Source organism: Streptosporangium sp. NPDC005286, from assembly GCF_040607515.1.
In the GTDB taxonomy this organism is placed as follows: Bacteria; Actinomycetota; Actinomycetes; order Streptosporangiales; family Streptosporangiaceae; genus Streptosporangium.
The window spans coordinates 1-11,328 of sequence record NZ_JBEXGU010000228.1 but is presented as its reverse complement, the minus strand read 5'-3'; the positions used below and the strand labels follow the sequence as shown (position 1 = coordinate 11,328).

Here is an 11,328-nt window from a genome sequence, read left to right as displayed (position 1 = left end):
ACCGGCCGGGGCCGGAGAGTGTTGACGCGTGCGGAGGTACGGGGCCTTGCGGGTTCTTACCGGTGCAGCGCCGGTCGTCAGGTGAGGGGGACGCGCCAGGTCAGCCGGGTCCCGTCCCTCAGGGAGGTCCGGCCTCGCGTGTTGCGCGGACCACCGTGTTCGCCCTTACCGGACAGGTCGACGCCGTCGCCCCGGATAGGGTCTGTTCTCCGTAACCCGGGGCCGGCAGATCGCCGGCCGCTTCAAGATGATCACTATGGCTGCGTTCCCCTTGATCCAGTCCTGCCCTGGCCTATGGTGGCGATCATGAGTCTGTGTTCCTCCGATGAGGACTTGCCCGTCCTGGCTCCAGAAGCCGAGCGGAAAGAAGCGTTCGATCTCGCCGGTTACGTTCAGCGGGCCAAGAGCGGTCCTTGTTTCATCTGCGCCATTCTGGCGGGCGCCCCCGGTTACGACTTTGAACAGATCGTCTTCGAGGATGAGCACCACATCGCCTTCCTGGACCGCTACCCCACGATGCCCGGCAAGGTCCTGGTGGCTCCTAAGGCACATGTCGAGCACGTGGTCCGTGACCTCAAGGAGGAGGCATATCTACAGTTGATGCGGACGGTTCGCCGGATCGCTCTGGTTGTTGAGGCGGTTGTTCCCTCCGAGCGCACCTATCTGCTTTCGCTGGGCAGTCAGCAGGGCAACAGCCACCTTCACTGGCACATCGCCCCGCTGCCGCCCGGGACTCCTTACGCGGAGCAGCAGTATCATGCCCTGATGACCGAGAACGGTGTGATCCCCTGGTCGGCACAGCGGGCCTTCGATCTCGCTGAGCGTCTCCGCGCGGCCTTGGCCGAGGCGGGCGGAGACGAGTGACCTTCACCAGGCACCTGGGAGGTTCCTGACTGGGATGACCACGCGTCCGTGTTGCGTCGTATTCTGCCCCGGTTCGCTACGGCCCTGGTCGGCGGCTTCGTCGAGCCTCTCCTCGGCATGGGGAAGGTTGGACATTGTTTCGGGCGCGGTCAGTGGCGGCGGTGGCCTGCCGACTCGCGATCTTCACAAGCGCTCTTGGGTCCCGGGCCGGACTACCTATCGAGATCCCTTGAAGCCGAACCCGACCGTCCTGGAGAAGTCGTCATGACCATGCCTGAGCACATCGCGACCTGGCGCGACGCTCGCTACGACATGCCCGTCAGTCAGCAGCTGGAGCGCTACAACGAGTTGGCCGCCAAGCACGCGTCGGCTCGCGCCCGGATTGAGCTGGTGGCCCGAGGAATCTATGATCCCGCCCGGCATGGAGCCGATGACCGTCCTGCGCTCACCGTGGCCGAGCACATCGAGTTGCTGGCGCTGGCGGAGTGCATCGCACGCACCGTGCGCCATCCCGCCAACGTCCACCACGCGTTGCTGGCCGGGGTCACCTGGGCCGATATCGCCCGCATTGTCGACTCCGACGAGCTCACCGTTCGGCGGGACTACCAGCAGTGGGCTGACGACCAGCATGACCTCAACCGGCACTCCCCCAACCTCGGCATGACCGCCGACGAGCACGTTGCTGCGACCGCCAGAGCTGCGGAGGGGATCAGAGGCACCTTCTGAGCAAACACCGTCGATGGCCCGGATTCGATGAGAGGACCTGGGGCGGCAGGTGATTCGGCTTATCGGAACATGGTTGAAAACGGCGTCGATGTGGTGCTGGAGACGGCTGCGAACGAACTGGCGGGCTTCCCGGAATGGTGAACCGATCTGGCGGCTCCCATCACGGGGACGCGTGGTGAACGACATCCGTGCGCGGCCGCTCCCCCGCCGTGGCCACGGCGTGCGATGAACCCGCAGGCCCGCCTCCGGCGCGTGGTGTCACCATCCTGGCGGCTGTACGGATTTTTCCCCTCCCCTTGCCCGGAGGAGACGGCGGTTCGCACCTGACACCAGAGGTATGCACTCTATAGAGTGAACGTATGCACATTAAGGATAAGCGGACCAGCTTCTCCCACACCAAGGAGCAGGCGGACCAGCTCAAAGAGGCCGCTGACGAGTACGGCGTCACCGTATCCGCCTATATCGGCGAAGCCGTCACCGAGAAACTCCAGCGTGACCGCCACATGACCGCCTGGCGGCAACTCGTCGGCCACGACCTCGACGACTCCCCCGGCGACGTCCTCGCCCGTGTCCGCACCATGTTCGACCGGATCGAGGAGAGCCACCGTCCGTGAGGTTCTTCGACACCGGCCTCGTCCTGGACCACTCGGCCCTCAACGACTGGCTGAGCAAGGACATCGAGATTGAAGTGATCATCGGCGAGGCCGTCCGTCGCGGGTACCCGATTGTCGTGTCCGCCGTCGCGGCCGCCGAGGCCTCCCGCCAGGCGCTCACCGTTCCGGCTCGCGAGCGTCTGCACGGCCTTCTCTACATGATCGCCCAGCACGTTGACGTGCTCGACGCCGACGATGCCCTCATCATCGGCGGCATGGCGGCCGAGCGCGAGGCCGTCTCCCTTGCCGCCGCCCACACCGCCCACTCGGCCTCCACGCGGGTCACCGCGATCGGCAATGTCACCGACTGGCGCATCATCGCCCGTGACGCGCAGCCCTATCGGCGGTTGTGTCCGCGCATCCCGGTCAACTGGCCATAGCGGGCGAGGGAAGGTGGCGAGACGGCTCAAGGCTCCGCTCCCCCGATTCCTCCGGTGACCGTTCGGGCTCCTGGCCCGATCCCTGCTGCGGGCGCGCTGCAGACGCTCGGCGAAAGGCCGCGTGGTCGATACCGTGCCCGGTCTTCTTTGAGGGGCGGCCCGGACGCGGGCATTCGTTTACCGTGGGGGATGGACATGATCGGTGATCTGGTGGGCAGGACGGGCGTGCGCGGGGCGGTGGTTTTCCGCGTCGCCGTTTCGTGGCCTCGTCCCTACCGGTGCCGGTGCGAGGTGAGTGGCCGTTTCAGGGCGGTCCGGGCGCGAAAGGGGTGTCGTCGGGATCATGCGGCCGGCTGATCTGAATCGTCTCAGTGTGGGTGAGTGCGCCGACCGTTATGTGGAGCTGGTGCGGGCCAGGACCCTGACCGGTGCGTTGTCGATGTCGACAGCGGAGGTGTACGCGCGTGATGTAACCACCTTTGTGCAGCTGGTGGGCGAGGAGGTGGTTTTGGATGATCTGACGGGTGAGGAGGTGGATGCCGTTCTGCTGGCCTTCGCGCGCAAGCCGGACGGGCGGCGGCGCTCGCAGCCGGAGGCCGTCTCGGGGGCGTTGCAGTCCGCCTCCTCCCAGGCGCGGTTTCGGCGGTCGGTGTCGGCGTTGTTCAAGCACGCGGTGCTGGTCGGGTGGGTGCAGGTCAATCCGATGGCGATGGCGACGGTCACGGCCAAGGAGCGCGGGGGGCTGCGGCCGGAGCGGCGTGCACTGACCCGCGAGCAGGCGCAGGGGCTGATCGGTGCGGCGCGTGACCTGGGCGGCGGCCCGCAGGGGGTGGCGGCGAAGGAGGCGGCGGGCTCGGGGCGCAGGCGTCGTCGTGATCAGAACACCGAGTTGCGCGACGGGCTGATCGTGCTGATGCTGTCGACGATGGGGCCGCGGGTCTCGGAGCTGGTGCGGGCCAATGTGGAGGACTTCTACACCAACGACGGGGTGCGTTACTGGCGGATCTTCGGTAAGGGCGGTAAGACGCGGGACGTGCCGTTGCCCGGTGATGTGACGCTGGTACTGGAGGCCTATCTGGCGCGGGGGCGGATCGCCTCCCCCGACAAGGCGTTGCTGCTGTCGTGGCGGGGCCGGCGTCTGGCGCGCGGGGACGTGCAGGCGGTGATCGACCGGGTGCAGCGGGGGGTGGATCCCGATCGGCGTCGTTCGGTGACGCCGCACGGGTTACGGCACACCACGGCCACTCATCTGCTGGCCGACGCGGTGGACATGGACGCGGTGCGACGGGTTCTGGGACACAGTGATCTGGCGACGCTGGGGCGTTACCGCGATGAGCTGCCCGGGGAGCTGGAGGTGGCGATGCGTTCGCATCCGTTGCTGCGCGGCCCGGCCGTCCGCGGCGCGGGTGCGACGGGATCGGTCTCCGCCGAGGGGGTGCAAAGGTCCGGGCCCGCGGCGTCGGCATAGCCGGCGCCGGGCGGGGTTGTTTTCCGTTGCCGCCGGTGGTGGCGGGGTCAGGCGGCGCGTTCGCCGGCGCACACCTCGGCCAGGACGTCCAGGGAGACCTCGAGGGCGGTGGCGAGCGCGGCGATGGTGAAGAAGGCCGGGGTGGGGATGCGGCCTGTCTCGATCTTGCGGAGGGTTTCGGCGGACAGGCCCGCGGCGGCGGCGACCTCGGTCATGCTGCGGGTGCCGCGTGCCTGGCGCAGGAGCGTGCCCAGGCGGTGGCCTCGTTCGCGGTCAAGTTCGGTCAGCGGGGGTCGCACCATGCGCATGATCCTAGCAAGCGTGATAATAATACCGCTACAGGTGTTGGGGGATCAGGAGTGTGACGCATGGTGGAGATCAAGACCGTGGCCGAGCTGGACGCGATGCGCGAGGCCGGCCGGGTGGTGGCGCTGGCACTGGAGGCGGTGCGCGAGCACGCGCGGGTGGGTGTCAGCCTGCTGGAGCTGGACGAGGTGGCCGCGGCCGTCATCTCCGGCGCGGGAGCCAAGTCGGCGTTCCTGGGCTACAAGCCCGGTTTCGCGCCGACTCCGTTTCCCGCGGTGATCTGCGCCTCGGTCAACGACGTGATCGTGCACGGCATCCCCGGCGGCTACCGGCTGCGCCCCGGTGACCTGCTGAGCGTCGACTGCGGTGTCTACCTGGACGGGTGGGCCGGGGATGCGGCGATCAGCTTCGTCGTCGGCCCGCCCCGTCCCGGTGACCTGGAGTTGATCGCGGTGACCGGTGCCGCGCTGGGGGCCGCGATCGCCGCGTGCGTGCCGGGCGGGCGCCTGGGTGACATCGGCCACGCGGTGCACGCGGCGGGGCGGGCGGCCGGGTACGGCATCCCCGAGGACTTCGGCGGTCACGGCATCGGCCGGGCCATGCACGAGGACCCGCACGTGCCCAACCGGGGACGTGCCGGGCGGGGCCTGGTGCTGCGGCCCGGCCTGGTGCTCGCGATCGAGCCGATGTTCGTCGCCGGGGGCGGTGACGGCTACCTGACCGCCCCCGACGGCTGGGCGCTGTCCAGCGTCGACGGCAGCCGGGCCGCGCACGTGGAGCACACGGTGGCCGTCACCGCCGACGGGCCGCGCGTGCTGACCCTGCCCTGAGGGCGCGGGCGTACGGCGTCGATGTCTGATCGATGTCGGCGGGGCCGGGCGGGCCCTCAGGGCAGGCCGGCGGCTCCCCCACCGGTTGCCGTGGCGAGCGGGAGAGTCCGCCGGGGTCGCCTTCGGTTGACCGGCAGGGCCGTCATCGACGTGACCTCGCCGCCGGCGTGCCCCTGCCCGGCGCCCTGCCCGGCGTGGCGCAGGCGAGGCTCAGCGGGCGGGTACGGCGGAGAACTCCCCGAGCCCGTCTTCCAGGTCTTCGAAGCAGGCGGTCCGCTGGTCGAACTGGGTGCGATACAGCTGCGCGTAGCGGCCGCCGGCGGCCAGCAGTTCGGTGTGCGTGCCGCGCTCGGCGACGCGCCCTTTCTCGACGACCAGGATCAGGTCCGCGGTGCGGACCGTCGACAGCCGGTGGGCGATGACCAGTGCGGTCCGCCCGGCCAGCGCCTCGGCCAGGGCTTCTTGCACCGCGGCCTCGGAGGTGGAGTCCAGGTGCGCGGTGGCCTCGTCCAGCACCACCAGCCGCGGCCGGGCCAGCAGCAGCCTGGCGATGGTCAGCCGCTGGCGCTCACCGCCGGAGAGGCGGTAGCCGCGCTCGCCGACCACGGTGTCCAGGCCTTCGGGCAGCGCCGCGACCAGGTCGGCCAGCCGGGCGCGCCGCAGCACATCCCACAGTTCCTCGGGTGCGGCGTCCGGCCGGGCCAGCAGCAGGTTGGCCCGGATCGAGTCGTGAAACAGGTGCCCGTCCTGGGTCACCATGCCCAGTGTCCGGCGGATCGAGGCCGCCGACAGCTCGCGCACGTCCACCCCCGACAGCCGTACCGCGCCGCTGTCGACGTCGTACAGGCGGGCCAGCAGCTGCGCGATGGTCGACTTGCCGGCTCCGGAGGATCCCACCAGCGCGACCAGTTGCCCGGCCTCGGCGCGGAAGGACACCTCGTGCAGCACCGCCTCGCCGCCGCGCGCGTCCAGGGTGGCGACCTCCTCCAGCGAGGCCAGCGACACCTTCTCTGCCGACGGGTAGGCGAAACCGACCTGGTCGAACTCCACGCTCACCGGCCCCTCGGGCACCGCCTTGGCGTCCGGCCTGTCGGTGATGAGGGGTTTCAGGTCGAGGATCTCGAAGACCCGCTCGAAGCTGACCAGGGCGCTCATCACCTCCACCCGGGCGCCGGCCAGCGCCGTCAGCGGCGCGTACAGGCGGGTCAGCAGCAATGCCAGCGCCACCACCGCGCCCGGCTCCAGCTGCCGGCTCAGCGCGTAGAAGCCGCCCAGGCCGTACACCAGGGCCAGTGCCAGCGCCGAGACCAGGGTGAGGGCGGTGACGAACACCGAGCGCACCATCGCGGTGCGTACCCCGATGTCACGTACCCGCCGTGCCCGTGCCAGGAACTCGGCCGACTCCCTCTCGGGGCGGCCGAACAGCTTGACCAAGGTGGCGCCGGGCGCGGAGAAGCGCTCGGTCATCTGCGTGCTCATCGCCGCGTTGTGGTCGGCGGCCTCGCGTTCCAGCCGTGCCAGCCGGGCGCCGACGCGCCGGGCCGGCAGCACGAACACCGGCAGCAGCACCAGTGCCAGCGCGGTCAGCTGCCAGGAGATGCCGATCATCACCGCCAGGGTCAGGGTGAGGGTGACCAGGTTGCCCACGACCCCCGACAGGGTGTCGCTGAAGGCGCGCTGGGCGCCGATGACGTCGCTGTTCAACCGGCTGACCAGTGCGCCGGTGCGGGTACGGGTGAAGAAGGCGACCGGCATGCGCTGCACGTGGTCGAAGACGGCGCCGCGCAGCCGCAGGATCAGTCCCTCGCCGATGTTCGCCGACATCCATCTGGTCACCAGGCCCAGCGCCGCCTCGGCCAGCGCGATCACCGCGATCAGCCCGGCGAGTCCTGTCACGACGCCCACCGCGGCGCCGGTGACGATCGCGTCGATCACCTGCCCGGCCAGCACCGGGGTGGCCACCGCCAGCACCGCCGAGACGACGCTCAGCAGCAGGAACCAGGCCAGCAGGGCGCGGTGCGGGCGGGCGAAGGCGGCGATGCGCCGCAACGTGGCGGCCGAGAACGGCCGCCGGTCGCGCTGGGCGTTCATCGCGCCGTACAGCGAATGCCAGGCGGCCATTTCCATGCTCATCACACACCACCATGGTTCCTGGGTTCCTGGGTTCCTGGGTTCCCGCGTTTCCCGCGCTCTTGGGGTGAGAGCACCGGCGCGGTCACAGCACGACCCTAAAAGCTGAACTTAAGTTGAGGTCAAGGGCCGTGGTGTTCCGGGCGCTTTCGGCGACGCCTGTGCTCCCCCGGCGCACCGACCGGCCCTGCGCCCCCCTAGGCTGAAGACCGTTGTCCGATCCACCCGGATATCCCCTTTCCGGATCACCCTTTTTGGGAGAGGTGTACTTCGCTGTGCCGACTCTGCCGCTCACCCTGCGTCTGTTCCGTTACGTGGCGTTCGCCGAGGCGTGTTCGTGGACGGGGTTGCTCATCGGCATGTACTTCAAGTACGTGGCCGCCACCGGTGATCTCGGGGTGAAGATCTTCGGGCCGGTGCACGGCGCCCTGTTCGTGCTCTACCTGGTCGCGCTGCTGGTCGCCGCCCGTCAGGCCCGCTGGAGCCTGGGCACACTCCTCGTCGGCCTGGTGTGCGCGGTGCCGCCACTGGCCACGCTGTGGTTCGAGCGGCGGATGTTCGCCCGCCGCGAACCGGCCACCGTCTGACCCCTCCCGCCTGACCTCACAGGTCCAGGATGGCGCGGGTGGCCGCCCGGCAGCGCCGCGGATCGGCCAGCAGGTCGACGCAGTCGCCGAACTGGTCGATCGACCCCACCGCAGGCAGCGCCCGCACCCGGGCGTCGGTGATGGCGCCGCTGAGGGCGTCGGCGAACCGGCCGGCGTCGATGACCTGGAAGGGCCGCCGGTGATACGCCCGCAGGCTCCCCTCCAGCGCCGGGCCCACCCCCATCCGGTTGTGCAGGGCCGCCACCCGCCGGTAGACCGCCCCCAGGTGCTCCTCGCGCTCGTGCCACCCGGTGGCCGACACCGCCGCCGACAGGGCCTCTGCCGGCTCGGCCGTACCCGACAGGCGCGCAAAGGCGCTGCCCAGCCATTTGGCGTACGGCGGGTAGCGGCGGCGCAGCAGCAGCACCAGGCGCATCAGATCGCGGGCCAGATCGGCGGTGACCAGCGCCGAGCCCAGGTCGTCGCCGACCTCCCCGCACCGCCCGGGGAAGGCCTCCTGCTGAGCCAGGCGCCTCCACTGCCCGGCCAGCACGTAGCGCTCCAGATCCGGCGGGTACCAGCGCAGCGCGGCACGGACGCGTTCCAGGACATCCAGGCCGTCGTGGAAGACCTCCCCGCAGGTGACCTCCGCCAGTTTCTGCCAGGGGGTCGACAGCCAGTCCAGCATGCTCACCCCCCGCAGCGGGTCGAAGCCGAGCCGCCCGGTGAACCAGGCCGCCGCCTCACCGACCTGCACACCGTGCCCACCGGCACCGGTCACGGCGGTGGGATAGCCGCGGAAAACCTCCGGCAGCCCGCCGGTGACGGCGCGGCGGACCTGCTCGATCCGGTGCTCCTCGACGAAGAGGACCACCCGGGGACCCCAGTCATGGTCGGTGGAGCGTTCGGTGTCGAACGCCAACACCTCGGAACCGGCGCCGATCAGCGCGGCACTGTGCGGCACCTCGGCCACGATCGGCCGCACGACCTGGGTGTAGAAAGTACGAGAAAGCTCCAGACCAGGTATGAAACCAGACATCATTTCGTCCACTCTGCCCGCCCGGACCTCGGCCCGCACCAGGTTTTCCCGCCCCTGCCCGGGGATCGGGTTCAGGCACCGTCCCAGGCACCGTCCAGGGCCGCGGCGGCCAGCGGGCGAAGGCGCAGGCCCAGCCGCCCGTACAGGGCGAGCGCGGTGTGGTTGGCGGTGTCGACCATCAGCGCGGCGCGGCCGTGCGAGGTAAGCAGGTCGCCCAGCGCCAGGCGGCACACCGCCTCGCCGTACCCGGCGCCGCGGCGGCGCGCGGCGGTGGCGACCCCGGCGACGAAGCCCACCTGCGGGCAGGACCAGGCGTCGGCGGCCACCGCGACCAGGGCGCCGTCCTCGTCGCGCACGCCCGCCCAGCGGCGTACGCCGGCCACCCCTGGCGCCGCCCACGAGGAGGGCGCCGCGGCCGCGAGCAGGGCGCTCACCTCGCCCTCCTCCTTCGGGCTCAGCCACCGCGCCCGCCCCGGTCCCGCGTTGAGGACGGGGCTGAGCCGGCGGGTGTCCATCCATTCGAAGGTGCCCAGCAGTCGCAGCCTCGGTGAGCGGGCGACCACCTGCCCTACCAGTGCCCGGGTGCCCACCATCCGGTAGGAGGGGCCGACCCGCCCCAGCACCCACTCCACCAGCGCGGCCACCTGCTCGGGCTCGCCGCACACCGTCAGGCGGTCGCGGCGGTTGAGATCGGGACAGGCCACCGCGACCGCCTCCCCCAGCGCCCAGGCCCGCACGCCCTGCACCATCCCCTGGGCACCCCACAGCACGAGCGGGTCGCCGGCGCAGGCGGCGGCCACCTCGGCCACCTCGCGCAGCACCCTCGGCGCGCGGCTCAGAGGATCGCCCCGGGCCGGTAGGCGGCCGCCTGCGGGTAGCGGGTCACGACCTCCTCCACGCGGGCCACGACCGCTGCCACCTGGGAGGTGGCCGCGCCGGTGAAGGAGATCGGCTCGCCCAGCAGGCCCTCCAGCGCCGCCCGGTCCAGTGGGAAGCGCTCGTCGGCCGCCAGGCGGGCGAGCAGTTCGTTGCCGCCGGCGCCCTCGCGCATGGCCAGTGCCGAGGCCACCGCGTGCTCCTTGATCAACTCATGGGCGCTCTCGCGGCCCAGCCCGGCCCGCACCGCGGCCATCAGCATCTTCGTGGTGGACAGGAACGGCAGGTAGCGCTCCAGTTCGGCGGCGATCACCGCGGGGAAGGCGCCGAACTCCCCCAGCACCGTCAACATGGTCTCCACCAGCCCGTCGAACGCGAAGAACGCGTCCGGCAGCGCCACCCGGCGCACCACCGAACACGAGACGTCGCCCTCGTTCCACTGGTCGCCCGCCAGTTCCCCGGCCATCGACGCATACCCGCGCAGGATCACCGTCAGCCCGTTGACCCGCTCACACGAGCGGGTGTTCATCTTGTGCGGCATCGCCGAAGAACCGACCTGCCCCTGGGCGAACCCCTCGGTGACCAGCTCGTGCCCGGCCATCAGCCGGATCGTCTTGGCCAGCGAGGAAGGCGCCGCGGCCAGCTGCACCAGCGCGGTGAGCGCCTCGTAGTCCAGCGAGCGCGGATACACCTGTCCCACGCTGGTCAGCCGGTGGGCGAACCCCAGGTGCGCGGCCACCTCGTCCTCCAGCGCGGCCAGCTTGGCCGCGTCCCCGCCCAGCAGGTCCAGCATGTCCTGGGCGGTGCCGACCGGCCCCTTGACGCCGCGCAGCGGGTAGCGGCCGATCAACTCCTCCAGCCGGGCGAACGCCACCAGCAGCTCGTCGGCGGCCGAGGCGAAACGCTTGCCCAGCGTCGTGGACTGCGCGGCCACGTTGTGCGAGCGCCCGGCCATCACCAGCGGTGAGTGCTCGGCCGCCAGCGCCGCCAGTCCCGCCAGCAGCGCCACGCACCGGTCTCGCACCAGCACCAGGCTGTCGCGGATCTGCAGCTGCTCGACGTTCTCGGTCAGGTCCCTGGACGTCATGCCCTTGTGCACCTGCTCGTGCCCGGCCAGCGCGTTGAACTCCTCGATGCGGGCCTTGACGTCATGGCGGGTGACCCGCTCGCGGGCGGCGATCGACTCCAGGTCGACGTGCTCGACGACCTTCTCGTAGTCGCCCACCGCCTCGGGCGGGACATCCACCCCCAGCCGTGCCTGCGCGGCCAGCACGGCCAGCCACAGGCGCCGCTCGGCCACCACCTTGTACTCAGAAGACCACAGGCGGGCCAGCTGCGGTGAGGCGTAGCGGGCGGCAAGGACATTGGGGATACGCGGCTTGGCAGTCACGTTGCGTCAGTATATTCCGCCCGCCCGGCCCGCCCCGCCCAGGGGTTCGAGCCGGGCGGGGCGGGCCGGGCGGGTCAGG

Annotated in this window: 12 protein-coding genes; 7 read left to right on the top strand and 5 right to left on the bottom strand. The window is 70.9% G+C overall.

Annotated elements, in window-relative coordinates:
- The first annotated feature begins 306 nt into the window (after positions 1-306).
- From ABZU75_RS42165 to ABZU75_RS42145, 5 genes are all read left to right on the top strand, one after another.
- The gene (locus tag ABZU75_RS42165) at positions 307-864 is read left to right on the top strand and encodes an HIT family protein (protein ID WP_355567653.1); all 558 of its coding nucleotides are present in this window, start codon (positions 307-309) and stop codon (positions 862-864) included.
- A gap of 264 nt (positions 865-1,128) precedes the next feature.
- On the top strand, positions 1,129-1,590 hold the full coding sequence (locus ABZU75_RS42160) for a hypothetical protein (RefSeq protein ID WP_355567650.1): 462 nt from the start codon (positions 1,129-1,131) through the stop codon (positions 1,588-1,590).
- 359 nt (positions 1,591-1,949) lie between these two features.
- Positions 1,950-2,204: a hypothetical protein gene (locus tag ABZU75_RS42155; RefSeq protein WP_355567647.1), complete on the top strand. Its 255-nt coding sequence runs from the start codon at positions 1,950-1,952 to the stop codon at positions 2,202-2,204.
- Positions 2,201-2,623 (top strand): hypothetical protein, encoded by a 423-nt coding sequence (locus ABZU75_RS42150; RefSeq protein ID WP_355567644.1) that lies wholly within the window; start codon positions 2,201-2,203, stop codon positions 2,621-2,623. The genes ABZU75_RS42155 and ABZU75_RS42150 overlap by 4 nt, the downstream gene beginning before the upstream one ends.
- Before the next feature lie 373 nt (positions 2,624-2,996).
- A complete protein-coding gene (locus ABZU75_RS42145) occupies positions 2,997-4,091 on the top strand; it encodes a tyrosine-type recombinase/integrase (protein WP_355567641.1) in 1,095 nt (364 codons plus the stop codon).
- Positions 4,092-4,138: 47 nt separating this feature from the next.
- Here the strand turns inward: ABZU75_RS42145 and ABZU75_RS42140 are convergent, their stop codons facing one another.
- A complete protein-coding gene (locus ABZU75_RS42140) occupies positions 4,139-4,393 on the bottom strand; it encodes a helix-turn-helix transcriptional regulator (RefSeq protein WP_355567638.1) in 255 nt (84 codons plus the stop codon).
- A 66-nt stretch (positions 4,394-4,459) separates the two neighbouring features.
- Here ABZU75_RS42140 and map point away from each other — a divergent pair, with 66 nt between their 5' ends.
- Positions 4,460-5,227, top strand: coding sequence for a type I methionyl aminopeptidase (map, locus tag ABZU75_RS42135; RefSeq protein WP_355567634.1), 768 nt, complete (start codon positions 4,460-4,462; stop codon positions 5,225-5,227).
- Between the two features lie 210 nt (positions 5,228-5,437).
- Here the strand turns inward: map and ABZU75_RS42130 are convergent, their stop codons facing one another.
- On the bottom strand, positions 5,438-7,360 hold the full coding sequence (locus ABZU75_RS42130; RefSeq protein WP_355567631.1) for an ABC transporter ATP-binding protein: 1,923 nt from the start codon (positions 7,358-7,360) through the stop codon (positions 5,438-5,440).
- 272 nt (positions 7,361-7,632) lie between these two features.
- Between ABZU75_RS42130 and ABZU75_RS42125 the strand changes: the two genes are divergently transcribed.
- The gene (locus ABZU75_RS42125; RefSeq protein WP_355567628.1) at positions 7,633-7,944 is read left to right on the top strand and encodes a DUF3817 domain-containing protein; all 312 of its coding nucleotides are present in this window, start codon (positions 7,633-7,635) and stop codon (positions 7,942-7,944) included.
- Between the two features lie 16 nt (positions 7,945-7,960).
- On the opposite strand, the gene ABZU75_RS42120 is transcribed toward ABZU75_RS42125, so the two are convergent.
- The 3 genes from ABZU75_RS42120 to purB form a co-directional block, all read right to left on the bottom strand.
- Positions 7,961-8,986, bottom strand: coding sequence for a DUF4037 domain-containing protein (locus ABZU75_RS42120; RefSeq protein WP_355567625.1), 1,026 nt, complete (start codon positions 8,984-8,986; stop codon positions 7,961-7,963).
- A 68-nt stretch (positions 8,987-9,054) separates the two neighbouring features.
- Positions 9,055-9,804: a GNAT family N-acetyltransferase gene (locus ABZU75_RS42115; protein WP_355567622.1), complete on the bottom strand. Its 750-nt coding sequence runs from the start codon at positions 9,802-9,804 to the stop codon at positions 9,055-9,057.
- Positions 9,805-9,818: 14 nt separating this feature from the next.
- Positions 9,819-11,249 carry an adenylosuccinate lyase gene (gene purB / locus ABZU75_RS42110; RefSeq protein WP_350929855.1) on the bottom strand — a complete coding sequence of 477 codons (1,431 nt, stop codon included), beginning with the start codon at positions 11,247-11,249 and terminating at the stop codon, positions 9,819-9,821.
- Positions 11,250-11,328: the final 79 nt, after the last annotated feature.

Excerpts from the sequence above, each read along its gene's own strand:
- ABZU75_RS42165 (WP_355567653.1), top strand. The coding sequence starts at position 307 with ATGAGTCTGTGTTCCTCCGATGAGGACTTGCCCGTCCTGGCTCCAGAA.
- ABZU75_RS42160 (WP_355567650.1), top strand. The coding sequence starts at position 1,129 with ATGACCATGCCTGAGCACATCGCGACCTGGCGCGACGCTCGCTACGAC.
- ABZU75_RS42155 (WP_355567647.1), top strand. The coding sequence starts at position 1,950 with ATGCACATTAAGGATAAGCGGACCAGCTTCTCCCACACCAAGGAGCAG.
- ABZU75_RS42140 (WP_355567638.1), bottom strand. The coding sequence starts at position 4,393 with ATGGTGCGACCCCCGCTGACCGAACTTGACCGCGAACGAGGCCACCGC.
- map (WP_355567634.1), top strand. The coding sequence starts at position 4,460 with ATGGTGGAGATCAAGACCGTGGCCGAGCTGGACGCGATGCGCGAGGCC.
- ABZU75_RS42130 (WP_355567631.1), bottom strand. The coding sequence starts at position 7,360 with ATGAGCATGGAAATGGCCGCCTGGCATTCGCTGTACGGCGCGATGAAC.
- ABZU75_RS42120 (WP_355567625.1), bottom strand. The coding sequence starts at position 8,986 with ATGATGTCTGGTTTCATACCTGGTCTGGAGCTTTCTCGTACTTTCTAC.